13 protein-coding genes are annotated in these 16,905 nt (G+C 58.6%); 3 read left to right on the top strand and 10 right to left on the bottom strand.

The window, feature by feature from the left end; translation table 11 throughout:
• The first annotated feature begins 110 nt into the window (after positions 1–110).
• Positions 111–1,013: a DMT family transporter gene (locus AC2FFA_RS00575; RefSeq protein WP_496849354.1), complete on the top strand. Its 903-nt coding sequence runs from the start codon at positions 111–113 to the stop codon at positions 1,011–1,013.
• Here AC2FFA_RS00575 and glmM read toward each other — a convergent pair.
• The 9 genes from glmM to AC2FFA_RS00530 all read right to left on the bottom strand — a co-directional run bounded on the left by glmM (position 1,010) and on the right by AC2FFA_RS00530 (position 13,278).
• Positions 1,010–2,353, bottom strand: coding sequence for a phosphoglucosamine mutase (glmM, locus tag AC2FFA_RS00570; RefSeq protein WP_117869329.1), 1,344 nt, complete (start codon positions 2,351–2,353; stop codon positions 1,010–1,012). The genes AC2FFA_RS00575 and glmM overlap by 4 nt on opposite strands.
• Before the next feature lie 33 nt (positions 2,354–2,386).
• A complete protein-coding gene (folP, locus tag AC2FFA_RS00565; protein ID WP_496681694.1) occupies positions 2,387–3,385 on the bottom strand; it encodes a dihydropteroate synthase in 999 nt (332 codons plus the stop codon).
• Positions 3,382–4,302 (bottom strand): dihydroneopterin aldolase, encoded by a 921-nt coding sequence (locus AC2FFA_RS00560; RefSeq protein WP_299638497.1) that lies wholly within the window; start codon positions 4,300–4,302, stop codon positions 3,382–3,384. The genes folP and AC2FFA_RS00560 overlap by 4 nt, the downstream gene beginning before the upstream one ends.
• 101 nt (positions 4,303–4,403) lie before the next feature.
• A complete protein-coding gene (locus AC2FFA_RS00555) occupies positions 4,404–5,777 on the bottom strand; it encodes a multicopper oxidase family protein (RefSeq protein ID WP_496849351.1) in 1,374 nt (457 codons plus the stop codon).
• A gap of 74 nt (positions 5,778–5,851) precedes the next feature.
• Positions 5,852–6,526, bottom strand: a complete 675-nt coding sequence (locus tag AC2FFA_RS00550; protein WP_299896120.1) for a cell wall hydrolase — start codon at positions 6,524–6,526, stop codon at positions 5,852–5,854.
• A gap of 154 nt (positions 6,527–6,680) precedes the next feature.
• Positions 6,681–9,221 carry a putative PEP-binding protein gene (locus AC2FFA_RS00545; protein WP_117869333.1) on the bottom strand — a complete coding sequence of 847 codons (2,541 nt, stop codon included), beginning with the start codon at positions 9,219–9,221 and terminating at the stop codon, positions 6,681–6,683.
• A gap of 89 nt (positions 9,222–9,310) precedes the next feature.
• Positions 9,311–11,530: a glycine--tRNA ligase subunit beta gene (gene glyS, locus AC2FFA_RS00540; RefSeq protein ID WP_496849348.1), complete on the bottom strand. Its 2,220-nt coding sequence runs from the start codon at positions 11,528–11,530 to the stop codon at positions 9,311–9,313.
• A 9-nt stretch (positions 11,531–11,539) separates the two neighbouring features.
• A complete protein-coding gene (gltS, locus tag AC2FFA_RS00535; protein ID WP_496849347.1) occupies positions 11,540–12,748 on the bottom strand; it encodes a sodium/glutamate symporter in 1,209 nt (402 codons plus the stop codon).
• An 8-nt stretch (positions 12,749–12,756) separates the two neighbouring features.
• A complete protein-coding gene (locus tag AC2FFA_RS00530) occupies positions 12,757–13,278 on the bottom strand; it encodes a DUF6446 family protein (protein ID WP_496849346.1) in 522 nt (173 codons plus the stop codon).
• Positions 13,279–13,356: 78 nt separating this feature from the next.
• Between AC2FFA_RS00530 and AC2FFA_RS00525 the strand changes: the two genes are divergently transcribed.
• Positions 13,357–13,989 carry a MarC family protein gene (locus AC2FFA_RS00525; protein ID WP_117869337.1) on the top strand — a complete coding sequence of 211 codons (633 nt, stop codon included), beginning with the start codon at positions 13,357–13,359 and terminating at the stop codon, positions 13,987–13,989.
• Positions 13,990–13,997: 8 nt separating this feature from the next.
• Here the strand turns inward: AC2FFA_RS00525 and AC2FFA_RS00520 are convergent, their stop codons facing one another.
• Positions 13,998–14,927, bottom strand: coding sequence for a glycine--tRNA ligase subunit alpha (locus tag AC2FFA_RS00520; protein ID WP_117869338.1), 930 nt, complete (start codon positions 14,925–14,927; stop codon positions 13,998–14,000).
• Positions 14,928–15,133: 206 nt separating this feature from the next.
• On the opposite strand from AC2FFA_RS00520, the gene AC2FFA_RS00515 reads away from it, so the two are divergent.
• A complete protein-coding gene (locus AC2FFA_RS00515; protein ID WP_496849343.1) occupies positions 15,134–16,873 on the top strand; it encodes a serine protease in 1,740 nt (579 codons plus the stop codon).
• The last annotated feature ends 32 nt before the right edge of the window (positions 16,874–16,905 follow it).

Here is a 16,905-nt window from a genome sequence, read left to right as displayed (position 1 = left end):
CGGCCACAGCGGTCGCCCTTTTTCGTTTGCACAAAAAAGTGGCGCGGCACATAAACGCCCGATCAGACTAATCTATTTCGCGAACTTGCGCTGCCCGACAGGACAAACCAATGGTGCAACAGCCGACAAAACAGGACTGGAGCGGCGTCTTTACGCTGGGCCTGATCTGGGGCGCAACGTTCATGGTCGTTGCGATGGCGCTGGAAGGCTATGGGCCGATCACGGTCGCCACGTCCAGAACCACCCTGGGTGCCGTAACGCTTCTGTTGCTGATGTGGGTAACCGGGCGCAAAATGCCTGTTCTGACGCCTGCCCTTGGGAGTTCGATACTTCTGATTGGTGTTCTATCCACAGCCGTACCCTTCATGCTGCTCAGCTGGGGGCAACAATTCGTACCATCCGCCTTTGCTGGGTTGTCCATGGCCGCCATTCCACTGATGGTATTGCCGCTTGCGCATTTCTTTTCTGACGAGCCGCTTAATCTACGTCGCTTGCTGGGCGTGTGTCTGGGCTTCTCGGGAGCTTTGGTATTGATCGGCCCCGGTCTGGCACAGCTTGGCCAGGGAGCCGAACCTCTGGCCCAATTGGCCTGTATCACTGCCGCATTGTGCTATGCGTCTTCGTCGATTTTGACCCGTCGCTGTCCGCCTGTCGACCCGTTGGCGCTTGCTGCGCTGACCCTGCTGGTTGGGGCTGCTTTGTTGGTGCCAATCATGCTGATGGCCGAAGGCTTGCCCAGATGGCAAGGCACGCGCCCCACACTTGCTCTGATCGTGCTGGGCTTGGTGCCGACGGCATTCGCCACCCTGCTGCGCGTGTCCATTACCCGCAGCGCAGGTTCTGTGTTTCTGACACTGGTGAACTATCAGGTGCCCATCTGGTCAATGGTATTCGGCGCGTGGGTTCTGTCCGAGGCCCTGCCCCTGCGCTTTTTCATCGCCCTTGCGTTGATCCTGACAGGCATGGCCATCAGTCAATGGTTCAGCCTGCGCAAGGTTCTGTTCGGGCACTAGCTTGTGGCGGCCTCGACCTCGGCGACGATGCTGTCAACGACTTGGGTCAGCAACCCATCGTCTTCGCATTCAGCCATCACGCGGATCAACGGTTCGGTCCCGGATTTGCGGATCAACAACCGGCCCTGCCCATTCAACCGTGCCTCGGCATCGGCAATGGCCGCCTGTACACTTTGCACCTCCAACGGGGTTTGATCGCTGGAATAACGTACATTCTTCAGCAACTGCGGCACGGTTTCGAACTGTTTGGACAGATCCGACGCCTTGCGCCCCGACAGAACCATTTCCGCCAGGAAATGCAGGCCTGCCATCAAGCCGTCACCGGTGGTGGCATAATCGCTCATCACGATATGGCCGGACTGTTCCCCGCCAAGGTTGAACCCACCTTCACGCATCCGTTCGACCACGTAGCGATCGCCGACGGCCGTTCGCTCCAGACGCAAACCCTGCGCTGTCAAGTGGCGTTCCAGACCCAGGTTGGACATGACAGTCGCGACCAGGGCATCGCCCTTCAACTGGCCCGATTTCTTCCACGCCGTCGCCAGCAAAGCCATAAGCTGATCGCCGTCAGCCACCTGACCGGTTTCATCGACCACAACCACCCTATCCGCGTCGCCATCCAGACAAATGCCCACGTCGGCACCATGCGCGACAACGGTTTCAGCGGCCAGATGTGGCTTGGTCGATCCGCAGTTGAGGTTGATGTTCTTGCCGTTGGGCGCAATTCCCACGGGAATCACATCTGCACCCAGCTCCCACAGAACTTCCGGCGCGGTGCGGTGGGCTGCGCCGTTTGCACAATCGATCACCACTTTCAAACCATCCAGACTCACGTTCCGCGGCAACGACGATTTCACACGCTCGCCATAGCGAAACCGTGCATCGTCAACCCGGCGCGCCCGACCGATATTCTGCGCCTGGGCTGGCCTGACGCCATCGTCGATCAGCCTTTCGATTTCGACCTCGGCCTGATCGGACAGTTTGTAGCCGTCCGGGCCAAAGAACTTGATCCCGTTGTCTTCGGCAGGGTTATGGCTGGCCGAAATCATGACGCCCAAATCGGCTCGCATGGACCGGGTCATGAGACCAACGGCGGGGGTCGGAACGGGTCCCAGCAGCAACACATTCATTCCTGTGGACGTCAATCCGGCCGTCAGCGCATTTTCCAACATATAGCCGGACAGGCGTGTATCCTTACCGATGACAACCCGGTGCACACCTGTCGCGTCGCGTCGAAAGTACCGCCCGACCGCTGCCCCGATGCGCAGCGCCATCTCTGCCGTCATCGGATGCGTGTTGGCGGTGCCCCGCACCCCGTCGGTTCCGAACAGCTTGCGCATAAGTGTCACTCCGTGATTTGTCGTGCGACCGGATTACCGGACAGCAGCCCATAGGCGCAAGGCCTGAGAGGTCTCGGCCACGTCATGAACGCGAATGATCTGCACGCCCTGAGACAATCCTGCCAGAGCCACTGCAATTGATCCCGGTGCGCGGGCAGTCTTGCGAGGTTCATTTCCGATGGACCCAATGAAGCCCTTGCGCGACACGCCCAGTAGGATCGGGCAGCCCAACCCGTGGAACAGGCTGAGATTGCGCAGAAGGGTCAAATTGTGATCCTCTGTCTTCCCAAACCCGATCCCGGGATCCACGACGATCAGATCGCGGCTCAGGCCCAAGCCTTCCAGCATCGCAATCTGGCTTTCGAGAAAGTCGTAAACATCCAGCAGAACATTGTCGTATTGTGGATCGTCCTGCATCGTCGCCGGATCACCTTGCATGTGCATGACACAGACAGGCGCACCTTGCGTGACACAGAACGGTGCCAATTCCGGATCGAAGGTGAAGCCCGAGACATCGTTGACCAACCCCGCCCCGGCGTCACAGGCGGCCTTGGCGACGTCGGCCTTGCGTGTATCGATGGAAATCAAAGCGCCTGTTTCTGACCGGATCGCTTCGATCAACGGGCGGGTTCGTGCAATCTCTTCCTCCACCGGAACAAAATCAGCACCCGGGCGGGTGGATTCTCCACCGATATCCAGAATTGTTGCCCCATGCGCCACCATCTCGACTGCAGCCGCACGGGCCGCGTTCGCCGAGCTGTGAACACCGCCATCCGAGAAACTGTCCGGCGTGGCATTCAGAATCCCCATGATATGAGGCACGTGCATGTCGAGACCTGCGACGTCAGCCCGCGGTTGGCTCAAACGGCAAAGGTGATCCGACGGAACGTCCGAGGCCGCGACGATTTCGGGTTCGGACCCGCGCCGCAGGGCCTCGACATGGGTGAACCAGAGCGGTTGGCCGGCCAGCGGCACAGCGTCTGTGGGACGAGTCGCTCCATGCTGGACCAGTGGTCTGAAATAGGCGCTCACAGCTGGGCCTGATCCACCGCAACAGCGCGCAATGGCGTTTTGGGTTCCGTCGGCAAAGCGCCGCCGATCACCATCATTTCGCTCGCCTCAAAGGTCGCGGCAAACCATGCAGCCAACGCTACGGCATCCGACGGGGCAGCGGACGGGCCGTCAACGGCGTCCAATACGATCTTGGATGGCGCCCAAACGCAGATTTGGCCGTTCTTCATCGCCCAATCCAATTCGGTCCGCGTCGAGACCACCACACAGCGATGATCTCGTGCCGCCAGAACCCACGCATTCTGTTCGATGGCCAATAGGTCAATCCGGCGCTGCGTCATCGCATGTCCCGTTTGTGGAGCGGCCAGTTCCGACGCCCCGACACACAGGATCAGTGGACGCCGACGGTTCTCCAACTGATCAATCCAACCCGTCAGATTATCCGAGGCAATGGCGTCATTCGACAGGAACACAAGGCGGGGGTGCGGGCGTTCTTCTTCGGCCACTTCGTGGTGGACCGAGTCTTTTCCGCGCACGATCTCAACCCCCAATGCGCCCGGACCCCGATCCAGTTTTTCGATGCGAACAAAGACTCTTACAGCCTGAGGCTCAAGCAGTATGCGTTCCGCAACACGCTCTGCCAATGTCTCAAGCAGATTCAGGCGCTCGGCCGCCAGCTCATAGGCGATGGATTCCGTTACCCTGTCATAAGACAGGATGCGATCCACATCATCATCAATCGGGTCTGTCAGAGGCCGGACTTCGACCACGATGTTGAAACAGATCCGCTGGGTTGTTCCCCGCTCGGCCTGGAAGGCACCGATTTCGACTTCGACAATATGGTCGCGCAACGAGATACGATCCAACGGCCCCCGGGGGGACGTCGCCTCGGACCGTTCGGACGGGTGTGCGAATGCCAGACGGATTTCAGAACTCATGGGTCAGGCCTTTTCGGGCTCGTTTCAAAGTTCGCCTACTATAGGCGTTGCGAGGGCCTATAGCATTCAAACAAGCGCCATTCCAACCGCCGAATGCGTCGTCAGAAGACCCGAAACCAGCTCATCATCCCGGACGCGGCGTGCCCCAGCATATGGCAATGCAGCAACCAGTTCCCCGGATTGTCCGCGATCAATGCGAATTGGCGAGCCTGTCCTCGCCCGACCAGAATAGTGTCGCGCCAGGGACCAAGAGAACCATCACCAAGGATCAGTCGGAAGTGATGTCCGTGCAGATGCATCGCATGCGGAAAGGCGGATTCATTCACAAACTCAATCCTGTGCAAACTACCGACAGCAGCATCCAGAAACGGCTCTTCGGGGCGCTCGGCGTAACCATTCAGCGCCCAGAACTTGCCCAACTGCGCCAACTCGCGGCCCGACAATTCAGCTTCGCCCAGCCGGGCACTTTCCAGCCAGCGCATTGCACCACCTTGCAGACGCATCTGGTGCGTTTGTGCTTCTTGAAGATTTCCGATCTCAGGCAAGGGATTAGACGGCAATGCTGACACACCCTGCCTGTGCGCCTTCGCAGCACTACCACTGACTTCGAACCGCGCCAGACCAAAGGATCCATCCCTTTCGACACTGACCAAGCTTGCCGTATCTCCTTCGGCGGTGACATCGACAATCAGATCCGCGCGCTGCGCCGGCGCCAGCGGGAAAGAGCTGGATAGTTCTAGTGGCTTTTCCAAAGGCATTCCATCCAACGCGACGATCCACCCCACAAGACCATCCAGATCCAGATCCAGGATCCGGGCATTGGACGCGTTGACCAGTCGCAGTCGCAGCCGCTCGTTTCTTCGCACCGCATACACAGGATCGAATGATCCGTTGACGGTAAGGATGTTCCCAAGCCGACCTGCATGGCTCAGATCATGGCCATTGTCGAAATCATCCATTATCTGTGCGGTCTCAGGGTTCAACCGCCAATCATCCAACATCAGCACCAGATCCTGATCGACATCCGGTGCCGTGGCCTCTGCAACGATCAGCGGCCCGTAAAGCCCGCGGGCCACCTGTTCCATCGACCGGTTATGCGCGTGGTACCAATAGGTGCCCGCGTCGGGAACGACGAAGTCATAGTCAAAAGAACTGCCCGGTACGACGGCATCCTGAGTCAAACCGGGCACACCGTCCATGGCGTTGTCTATGCGGATCCCGTGCCAGTGGACCGATGTTGCTTGCGGAAGGTCATTCACCAGTTTGCGCTGAACGCGTGCGCCCTGATCGACCCTTATGGCCGTTCCGGGGACTGTGTCACCGTAACTCCAGACTGTTGTGTCAGGAAACCCTTGAGGTGCAACGCGTTGGCGGGTCACATGCGCCTTGAGCGGCGGATAACCAGCCCGGGCCGCGACCGGCAGAATTGTGGCTGCGACGGCTGTTTTAAGAATGTGTCGTCGGGTGAAAAGCATTACGGGCCTCCTGAGCCCGTAATATAGACTGCAACCCGCATCGCGCCATCAAGCTTCCAGCGCGGGTGCGTCAATCAGTTGCTCGCTGTCCGATAGTTGTGGCGGTAGAAAATATGCACACCAATCCGCGCAGTCTGCTTATAGACACGCGACCAAGATGGACGGACCGCTGTCGTGTGGTAGTGCGTCGCCCCTTCGGTCAGCTCTTTGCCAACACCATCAATAGCTGCACGAGCGACTTTGGATACGCGCTCATAGGCCTTCTTCTCATGAATGACTTCTTTGCGGCCGTCGCAAGTGTACGTGAACTGGCACTGGTATTTCTTACCGGTCCCCTGGCGGATTACACCACACAATGAACTCGGAAAGCGGCTGCTCTTGACCCGGTTCAGAATAACCTCGGCCACTGCAAACTGACCGCGCACGCTTTCGCCACGGGCTTCGAAGTACAACGCCTCGGACAGGCACTTCCAGTTTTCGTCACCGGTCGCCTTGGGCCGTTGGTCAAGCCAGTCCTTGGAGTATGTTATTTCAACAGGTTTAGCCGCCTTACGGGGCTGGAACAGTTTAAAATAGTCACGAAAGCTTTGCGCCGGCAATTCGCTGCGGGCGACAAGTTCTTTCTTTGCAGTATCAATCGCTTCCCTCTCGGCGAAGGACGCACTCGGCAGCACGGTTGCTGCCATTGTGGCAACAGCCATTATGTAACGTAGCATCAGATAACCTCGCACAGGCACTTCACGCGCCATACCCTCCCCCGGCGGGCGCGACGAGGCATCTAACGCAATCTAGCGAAAAGGTCCAGTCTTTCAAAAAATGCAAGTGGAATCTTGCCCGTAGCGAAGATAAATTTCGCCTACGAGTGTCCAGATAACCCACTAATCCTTGGGTTTTCAGGCCCTGTCAACCCCCAAGTCTGGAGGAAATCGCCAGTTGAGCGGCAGCCAGCCGAGCGACCGGAACCCGGAACGGAGAGCATGACACATAGTCGAACCCCAGATCGCGACAGATGGCGATTGATTCGGGGTTTCCGCCGTGTTCTCCGCAAACAGACAGGGTCACATCCGGTTTCGCAGCTCGTCCCCGCTCAGCTCCAAGCTTAAGCAGTTCCCCTACCCCATCCGGATCAAGAACGTGGAACGGATCTTCCCGAAACACTCCCTGCCGAACATACGCCGACATAAAGCGCCCAGCGTCGTCGCGGGACAGACCATAGGTCATCTGCGTCAGGTCATTTGTTCCGAAACTCATGAACGCGGTCTGCGGGGCAATCTCTTCTGCGCGCAGACAGGCGCGCGGGGTTTCGACCATCACACCCAGCCGATATTCAAACTCCTGCCCTCGTTCCGACGCTACCGCCGCCGCCACCGTATCAATGCGGGACTTGACCAGTTCGACCTCTCGTTTAGCGGATACCAGCGGTATCATCACTTCGGGCACGACGGGGGCACCATTCTTTCTGGCATCCAGCGTGGCTTCAAAGATCGCGCGCGCTTGCATGTCATAGATTTCAGGCACGGTCACACCCAGACGAACACCGCGCAGGCCCAGCATCGGATTGTATTCGGTCATCGCATCAACCCGACGCTCGACATCGGAAACCGGCAAATCCAGCGCCTCGGCCAATTCCCGTTGACCGCTGCGCGTGGTTGGCAGGAACTCGTGCAATGGAGGGTCGAACAGGCGAATGCAGACGGGCTGCCCTTCCATGATTCTGAACAGCTGAACAAAGTCCTCACGCTGCATCGGAAGCAAACGTTCCAGCACAGCCGCCCTGCCCGACGACGTTTGTGCAAAAATCATCTCGCGCATCACGATCAGGCGGCCGGGCTCAAAGAACATATGCTCTGTCCGGCACAAACCGATCCCCTGCGCCTGAAAATTGCGCGCCGTTTGCGCATCGGCCGGTGTGTCGGCATTGGCGCGGATGTCAATATCACGCTCGGCATCGGCCCACGCCATCAATGTCTGAAAACAATCATCCAGCGCGGCTTCAAGCATGGCAGGCTGCCCCGCCAGCACCTGTCCAGAGCTGCCATCGATGGTCAGAACATCGCCAGTTTTGAAGACACGACCATCGGGCGCAGTTAGCATCTTCTGTTTTGTCTGGAACCGGATGTCAGAAGCGCCAACGATACAGGGCAAGCCAAGCCCACGACCAATCACGGCGGCATGGCTGGTCATCCCGCCTTTTTCAGTCAGAACCGCAACGGCAGCATGCATCCCGCGCACATCCTCGGGCGAGGTTTCGCGGCGAACCAGGACACAGGCCTCCCCGCGCGCGGCACTGGCCTGCGCTTCTGCAGATGTAAACACGATCTTTCCCGTTGAAGCGCCCGGGCTGGCACCGATGGCCGTCGTCAGCACATCACGCCGCGCTTCCGGATGGACCTGCCGGTGCAATAGTTCATTCAACGCGTGGGGGTCGACACGCATCACCGCCTCCTGCGGCGGTATGATCCCGTCTTCAGCCAGACGAACGGCAATTCGCATCGCCGCGCGCGAAGTTCTCTGAACCCGGACGCCATCCAGAATATGCACTTTGCCGTTTTGAATGACGAACTCGACCTGCATTTCTTCGCGCAGTTTTTTGCGCATCAACGCGGCTTGTTCCTTCAACTCGGCAAACGCTTTGGGTGCGACTTCTTCAAGCGACGGTCCACGCGGGTCTTTTTCAAGAAACAGCGCTGCCACATCTTCGCCCAGCGCATCCCGGCCCTGGCTCTGGCTCAGGTAACGCCCTGTGATCTGCGGCATTCCGGTGGTGGAGTCGACCAGTTGAAGCACACCTGACCCGCACTCACCTTGTCCGACCCCTGGGATCATCTCTTGAATGACAAGCCCAAGACCAGCATCTGCGGGGGCGCCTTTGGCCTGCCGCAACAGCCGTGCGGATGTCCCGTCCCATGCGCGGGCCATCGAGCGCAAAACCCCGATCAACTGCTCACCGCGGTCCTGCGGGAAGGCTTCGTCCGTTTCATCTTCGTATGCGCGCAAGGAATGGCGCAGACCTTCGCTGCCATCCATGTCGATGTCATCGAACACGTCCGCGTCCAGCCGCGCCACGTGGATCGCGTAGCTTTGAACAAACCTGCGATACAGCGCTGCGGCGGCCTCTGCCCCCATGGTATCGGACAGGTCCACGTAGCGTGCATCATTCATACCAATGTTCAGAACCGCACCGGGCCCACCCCAATCGGGATCTTCGGAACTTGGTCGGACGCACAGCAGTGTCGCCGGATCGAATTGCTCAAGGATCGCGTCAAGGTTCGGAACATCGCCTTCCGCAATCTGGTGGACTGCATCAAACGACAACGCGACGGTCCGGGGCACCGGCAGGTCCAGTCGAACCAGTCGTTGCAGACATTTGGCTCGCCCGCCATGTGTATGAGCCGTGACCGGAGCATCGGGTGTAATGAGCGTGGTATGCGGATTATTCTGCACTGCAGCACCTTTTGATTTGCGTGCAGCATAAGCGCTTGCGCCCTTCGTGCAAGGGCGTTGTGGGCAGGCATCGCTGCGTGCCCGAGGTTTTAGCCTTCGATCCGCGACAGATCGGCCACGCTGGAACAAACCTGCCGAATCTGACTGAGCAGGTTCAGCCGGTTGCGGCGGACAACGTCATTGTCGGTGTTGACCTGAACGTCCTCAAAAAACCCATCCACAGGTCCGCGCAGCGCGGCCATGGCGGCCACAGCGGTTGGGAAGTCTTCGGACTTCAGAGCCACATCGATCTGCGACTGAGCCCTATCCAAAGCCGCAAAAACCGCCTTCTCGCTGTCGGTCTCGGCGAATTTCACATCTGCTCCGTAGGAGTATTCCACTCCGTCCTTTTCCTCGGCCTGGGTCAGGATGTTGTTGGCCCGTTTGAACCCCTGCACGAGGTTTTCCCCATCCTCGGTCGCGATCACGGCATTCAGCGCGCGCGCTCGTTTGACCAGCAGGTTGAGGTCGTCATTGCCATCCTTCGCGATACAGGCGTCGATGATGTCGTGGCGGATGCCCTCATCTCGGAGGAAGACCTTGAGCCGGTCGTGGAAGAAGGACAAAAGGTCATCGGACGTATCGGGAACCTTTTTCTCCAATCTCAGGAAGTCGCCGTTCGGCATCTTAGCCAGCTTTTCCTTGACCGCCTGGAAAGCCGCACCAAAGACGCCATGGTCCGCGATTTCGCCCAACAACGCATTGATATCATCGGTCGCCAGCGCATCATTTGCGGCACTTTCTGCGCGCACCAGTTGGCTGTCAAAATATCGATCCAGCTTCAGACGCAAGTTGTTATTCAACACCAGGCGAATAATACCCAACGCCGCGCGACGCAGAGCGAACGGGTCTTTCGACCCGGTAGGTTTCTCATCAATCGCCCAGAACCCGGTCAGCGTATCCAGCTTGTCCGCCAGTGCCACGGTCACCGACAGCGGCGCGGTTGGCACGTCATCCGATGGACCCAGCGGTGAATAGTGTTCCTGCGCCACAGCAGCCACGGCAGCGTCTTCGCCTGCCGCTTCGACATAGTAACGCCCCATAAGCCCCTGAAGTTCGGGGAATTCATAGACCATCTCGGAACTCAGATCGGCCTTGGCCAGACGCGCGGCTTTCTCGACCTGATCCGGGTCGGCGCCCGTCACCGGCGCGAGTTCACGGGCCAGCGCCGCGATGCGATCAATCCGTTGGGCCTGGGTGCCCAACTTATTGTGGAAGGTCACGTTCTCCAGCGCACGGGTCCATTGGGTGATGTCCGACTTGGCAATGCGCAGGTCGTTCTCCCAGAAGAACTTGGCATCGGCCAGACGTGCCGACAGCACCTTTTGGTTCCCCGCCAGTATGGTCGCGCCATTGTCAGCGGTTTCGCGGTTGGCGACGGTGATGAACCGTTCGATCCGACCTGTCTTGGGGTTGCGCACCGAGAAGAATTTCTGGTGCTCTTTCATCGAGGTCTGCAACACTTCGGGCGGAAGTTCCAGAAACTCGTCATCGATCTGGCCCATCAAAACCACGGGCCATTCGACCAGACCGGCCACTTCTGCCAACAGTCCCTTGTCTTCTACAATTTCCAGACCGGCGGCAAAAGCCATGTTCTGCGCATCATTCCAGATGTGCTCGGCGCGTTCATCCGGTGACAGAATCACGAATGCGCGTTTCAGCTTGGCGGCATAGTCCTCGAAAGACGTAACCGGGAACCGGTTGGGGGCCATGAAACGATGACCGGCTGTGGTGTCACCGAAATGGATGCCATCGACCTCCATCGGAACGACCTGCGCCCCGGAGTCATCGGTCAGGATGCACAGAATGGAATGCAACGGACGGACCCACCGCAGACTGCCACTGCCCCAACGCATGGATTTGGGCCATGGGAAATTGCGAATGGTGGCCTCCAGCACTTCGGCAATGATCTCGGCGGCCGGACGACCCGCCTTCTCGATGGTGGCGAAATAAACGGCGCCCTTGGGCGTCTCGCGCTCTTCCAGTTGGTCGCGGGTCATGCCCGCGCCCCGCAGGAAACCCTCAATCGCTTTGTCCGGCGCGCCGACCTTGGGTCCTTTGCGCTCTTCCCGGATTGTCGGGCTTTGCGCCAGCAGACCTTCCACCGCCAATGTCAGACGGCGGGGTGTCGTCAGGGTGGCAGCGCTTGAATAAGTCAAGCCAGCCTCTACCAGACCATCGGCAATCCGCTTTTTCAGATCCTCACCTGCTCGCGCTTGCATCCGCGCAGGAATCTCTTCGGAAAACAGTTCGATCAGCAAGTCGGGCATTGTCGGTCCTTAGAAATTTACGATCGTCTGAATGACGATGGCATTTGCGATATCCACAAAGAAGGCGGATACAAGGGGCAGCACGATAAAGGCAATAGGCGAAGGCCCATATCGCTTGGTTACCGCGGTCATATTTGCAATCGCCGTGGGTGTGGCGCCCAGGGCGAATCCTCCGAAGCCCGCTGCCAGCACCGCCCCCCGATAGTTCGAGCCCATCAAGGGAAACAGAACCCAAATCACGAAAACGACCGTGAACAGAGTTTGCGCCGACATGATCACGGCAATTGCCATGCCCAGTTCCGCGATGGTCCACAACTGCAGGCTCATCAATGACATTGCCAGAAAAGCACCAAGAGCGAATTCAGACAGCAATGCCAGTGACGGTGTACGCGCAACCGGCGGCGCCGACGGAGCGATGGCCGCTCGGACATTCGAGATCACGATGCCCATGATCAGGCAAGGCACAAACAGCGGCAGTTTCAGCCCCGCTGCCGAAATCGCCTCGCCCAGCGCATAGCCCAGAATAATCGCAAGGTTCAGGTGCAGCAGCACGCGCATAATGGTCATATGGTCAATTTCGGTGGCCGCGGTCGTTTTTTCCGGCAGTCCGACCGTATGTTCTTCGTCAGGGCGGTCCGGCGACAGGCCTCGTGTTTCCACCAGAAGACGGGCGATGGGGCCACCCACCAGCGCTGCAAGCACCAGACCAAGCGTTGCCACAGCAACGCCAAGTTCGGTTGCACCGTCCAGACCCGTTGCGCCGGCTACTTCGGGTGCCCATGCGATTGCGGTTCCGTGTCCACCAATCAATGCGGCCGAACCGAACAGAACGCCAGCTTGCACCGGATAGCCAAACAAGGAAGCCCCTGCCGCGCCTATAACGTTCTGCGCAACGATCGTAACAAGCGTCAAAATCAGCAGGATCACCAGAGGTTTACCACCGGCAATCAAGTCAGAAAGCCGCGCGTTCAATCCGATTCCGGCAAAGAACAGAACCAGCAGAGCGTCCCTGGTCTGCAACTCGAATGACAGCTCAACACTGGCAACGAGATAGAGAAGCAAGACCACGAGCGAGGCCAAAAGGCCGCCTGTGACCGGTTCAGGAATGTTGAACTGTCTAAGAACCGCGACTTTGCTGTTAATCCTAGCACCCAACAAATACACCGCAAAGCCCAGAGTTGCAGTAATGAAGTCCGGGATCAAAACGGCGTCGGCCATGGTTTTCCTCAGTTATCAGGGTGTTTTGGGCACTCCTCACCCACTACCGTACCGTCATAGGCTTTTTCACCGCAATTGTTCAACGCGTGCCAGACATACCCCTTGCCGTCCTTGGCAACCGCCACAATCCGGTCGACGCCGAAATGGATGTTTTTCACACCCAAGAACGCCTGAGCCTGACCTGATTTCAGCGCATCGCCTAGCGACACGGCGTCGTAACAGTCAAACCAACCCGGCGCGGTCAATGGTTCGGGGTTTTCGACAGGAATAAATCCGGCCATCTGATCCGGTTTTAGATCCGTTTCAAAACAGCCGCGGTAGCGGATCGGAGAACTGTCTGCGTCGATCGCCTGAAACTCTGAATAGGGGATCGGGAGGGGCGTATCGCCTTCTTCCGTCATCAGGACCACGTCCTGACCGGGTTGCGCTTCGACCTCATAGTAGAAACCGTAGATCTGCAAATAATACATTCCGGCCCCGGCGACCAGGGCCGACAGCAACAGGACAATTGCCAGCAGTTTTCCCGTCATCTCTTAAACCGCCTCTTTCAAGTTCTTGTAAAATAGGACAGGTTTCATCCGGGTACAGGCATTAATGAGGTCAACACCATGGATTCCACGCTTGCTGTCGGTTTTTTCGGCGCATTGTTTGCGATCATGAACCCGGTTACCAACCTGCCGGTGTTTCTGAGCGTCACTCAGGACCTGCCTGCCGCCGACCAGCGCAAGATTGCGGTGAAGACGGTGATCTATTGCCTGATCCTTGGTGGTGCCTTTGCGCTGGTTGGAAGTCAAGCACTTGGCCTTTTTGGCATCAGCGTCAATCACCTGCGCGTCGCCGGAGGCCTGGTCGTCATGATGATCGGCCTCAACATGCTGAACGGAAACGAAAGCACCTCTCACCACGGAACGAAGGGAGAGAAGGAGGCTTACCCCGAACCAGACACTGTGGCCTTTTACCCGCTGGCCTTTCCTATCCTGGTGGGCCCCGGCACGATAACCACCCTGATCCTGTATGCACATCAGGTCAAAACTCCGGTCGAAGCCTTTGTTTATGCAGGAGTATTCCTCACCATAGTTGGCCTGCTTCTGATCACGTTCTGGAACGCCGCGTGGCTGGCTGAACGATTGTCCAGCAACGCGCGCGTGATCATGAGCCGCTTCATGGGCATGATCCTTGCCGCCATTGCCGTCAGCATGATCGCAGACGGACTCAAAGCACTTTTGCCCGGACTGGCCTGATTGCCTCATCAGGCCTGAAACCCGGCGGCCTCGGTCTGCACGAATGCATCCGCACATTGTTTGGCCAGCGCCCGAACTCGCCCGATATAGGCCTGCCGTTCTGTCACTGAGATTACCCCGCGCGCGTCCAGCAGGTTGAAGATGTGACTCGCCTTGATGCATTGATCATAGGCGGGATGCGCCATGATGATGCGTTTGCCAGTCTTGGGGTCCACATCCTCCTGCGCCAGAATGGCGGCGCACTCGACTTCGGCCTCTTCGAAGTGGCGCAGCAGGACCTCGGTGTTCGCGACATCGAAGTTCCAGCGGGCGTATTCCTCTTCGGTCTGCTTGAAGATATCGCCGTATGTCAAAGGGCTGGGCGACTGGGGATCGTTGAACGGCATGTCCATCACGTGATCAATGCCCAGAACATACATGGCCAGACGCTCAAGCCCATAGGTCAGTTCGCCTGATACCGGTGCGCAGTCATGCCCGCCGACCTGTTGAAAATAGGTGAACTGGCTTACTTCCATTCCGTCACACCAGACTTCCCAACCCAGGCCCCACGCGCCGAGTGTTGGGCTTTCCCAGTCATCTTCGACGAACCGGATGTCATGCAGATCCATATCGATACCGATGGCTTGCAGGCTCCCCAGATACAGTTCCTGCAAATCCGGTGGGCTGGGTTTGATCAGTACCTGATACTGATAGTAGTGCTGCAACCGGTTCGGGTTCTCACCGTAACGCCCATCCGTCGGGCGGCGCGACGGTTGAACGTAAGCCGCGGCCCAAGCCTTGGACCCCAGCGCGCGCAGGGTCGTCGCGGGATGGAACGTTCCGGCCCCAACTTCCATGTCATAGGGCTGCAGAATCGCACAGCCTTTTGACGCCCAATAGGTCTGAAGCCGCAGGATGATCTCCTGAAATGAACGCGGTGCGCTGGTCGGTTCGGTCATGACATTCCCTCTGGGCGCCTTTACGCCCGGTTCCGGTCGGTTTTGCCCTTCCTATGCAAGGGGCCAAGGGGCGTCAACGGGGCTTGGGGCCAAGCCTGTATCTGCAGGGCCACACAGCAAATTCCCCGCATTCATGGCATGGCGTTTCGCAAGTGAATTCGCGTATTCTGTGCCAAAGCACGAACACTGCATAAAACGGGCAGACTATGACACGCGTATTTTCAGTAATCCTATTGTTTCTTCTGGTCGGCCTGCGCGCCGCAACCGCGCAACAAGATCCCGGCGTCTGGGTCCAGATCGAGGCTCAGCCCTCGCTGAGCAAAGCACAAGAGCGGGCCCAGGCCTATGCCGGTGCGTTACCGGACGTGAACGGATTTCGTCTGAACAGCGGCTGGTATGCAATCGTGATCGGCCCTTATGCACGCACTGACGCCGAACAGGTATTGCGCGTTTATCAGACCGAGGGCCAGATCCCGCGCGACAGCTACATCGCATTTTCCAGTGCGATGGGACAACAGTTCTGGCCCGTCGGAGCAAATGTACTGAACCGTGGCACCGTCGCGGCACCAATTGAACCGGCGGCGCAACTGGAAGAAGCCCCGGCCGTGGTCACGCCTCAGAATTCGGATGAAAACCGCGCACAGGCGCTGCAGTCCGAACGCCTGCTGACCGCGCAGGAACGCAAAGATCTGCAAACGGCTCTGCGCGCGGCCGGGTTTTACAACTCGACCATTGATGGTGCGTTCGGGCAAGGCACCCGCCGCTCGATGAGCGATTGGCAGCGCTATAACGGGTTTGATGCAACGGGGGTGCTGACCACTTTGCAGCGCAAGGCCCTGATGGATGAATACAACGCGCCGCTGATCTCTGTCGGAATGGAGCGGTATTCCGACGACAAGGCCGGGATTGTGCTCGACATGCCTCTGGGCGCTCTGAGCCTTGATCGTTATGAAGCCCCGTTCGCACATTTCAAAAGCATCTCTGACCTGAACGCCAACGCGCTCCTGATCAGCCAGGAGGGAGACAAGAACACGTTCCGCGCCCTTTACGAGGTGATGCAATCGCTTGAGATCGTTCCGCTGAATGGCCCTCGTGAACTGGGCCGCGACCGGTTTACCCTTGAAGGACGCGGCAACGGCATAGTGTCCTTTACGCAAGCGCAATTGGCGGATGGAAAAATCAAGGGTTTCACCCTTGTCTGGCCCGAAGGAGACGAGGCACGTCGCCTGCGAGTTCTGTCAGCGATGAAGTCCCGCTTCAGCACAACGGATGCGGCTCTGGATGCCGCCGCCGGTGCATCCGCAGAACAGCGCATTGATCTGGTGTCGGGCCTTCAGGTCCGAAAGCCCCGACTGACACGTTCTGGTTTCTTCGCGGATGAGAATGGGACAGTACTGACGGTTTCTGAGGCCGCAGACAGGTGCACGCGGATCACGCTGGATGGTGATCAGGAGGTTCAACTGGCCCTGACAGACCCTGAACTTGGCGTTTCAGTCCTGCGTCCTGCAAAGACACTCGCCCCCATGAGCGTCGCCGCATTCAGTGCCGCCATTCCGCGCATCAAGTCGGAGGTGGCCGTGTCCGGCTATTCCTATGAGGGCGCATTGGGCGGCCCTTCTCTGACCTTCGGGCAGGTCGCTGACGTTCGTGGGCTGAAAGGTGAGGCGGGCGTCAAGCGTCTGGCGTTGAACGCCCAACCCGGCGACGCAGGCGGCCCCGTTTTCAATGACAGCGGCAACGTCGTCGGAATGCTGTTGCCCACACCGTCCGAAGGGCGCACCCTGCCCGCTTCGGTCAGCCTTGCGGCCACCGTTGATCGGTTGACCGAAATTCTGGCAGAGGCCGGAGTGGCCGGTCAGTCGAGCGAGGAAACCACACGGATCTCGCCCAATGAGTTGAACCGGCGCGCAACCGGGATGACGGTTCTGGTTCGCTGCTGGGATTGATCCGACAGCACATCAACAAAAAACGCCGCAGG

Source organism: Ruegeria sp. YTSB088 (genome assembly GCF_059609825.1).
This window is presented reverse-complemented; position numbering and strand designations above follow the sequence as displayed.

Bases quoted from the DNA above. Each gene is read 5' to 3' on its own strand.
- AC2FFA_RS00575 (WP_496849354.1), top strand. From the start codon at position 111: ATGGTGCAACAGCCGACAAAACAGGACTGGAGCGGCGTCTTTACGCTG.
- glmM (WP_117869329.1), bottom strand. From the start codon at position 2,353: ATGCGCAAGCTGTTCGGAACCGACGGGGTGCGGGGCACCGCCAACACG.
- AC2FFA_RS00560 (WP_299638497.1), bottom strand. From the start codon at position 4,302: ATGAGTTCTGAAATCCGTCTGGCATTCGCACACCCGTCCGAACGGTCC.
- AC2FFA_RS00555 (WP_496849351.1), bottom strand. From the start codon at position 5,777: ATGCTTTTCACCCGACGACACATTCTTAAAACAGCCGTCGCAGCCACA.
- AC2FFA_RS00550 (WP_299896120.1), bottom strand. From the start codon at position 6,526: ATGGCGCGTGAAGTGCCTGTGCGAGGTTATCTGATGCTACGTTACATA.
- glyS (WP_496849348.1), bottom strand. From the start codon at position 11,530: ATGCCCGACTTGCTGATCGAACTGTTTTCCGAAGAGATTCCTGCGCGG.
- gltS (WP_496849347.1), bottom strand. From the start codon at position 12,748: ATGGCCGACGCCGTTTTGATCCCGGACTTCATTACTGCAACTCTGGGC.
- AC2FFA_RS00530 (WP_496849346.1), bottom strand. From the start codon at position 13,278: ATGACGGGAAAACTGCTGGCAATTGTCCTGTTGCTGTCGGCCCTGGTC.
- AC2FFA_RS00525 (WP_117869337.1), top strand. From the start codon at position 13,357: ATGGATTCCACGCTTGCTGTCGGTTTTTTCGGCGCATTGTTTGCGATC.
- AC2FFA_RS00520 (WP_117869338.1), bottom strand. From the start codon at position 14,927: ATGACCGAACCGACCAGCGCACCGCGTTCATTTCAGGAGATCATCCTG.
- AC2FFA_RS00515 (WP_496849343.1), top strand. From the start codon at position 15,134: ATGACACGCGTATTTTCAGTAATCCTATTGTTTCTTCTGGTCGGCCTG.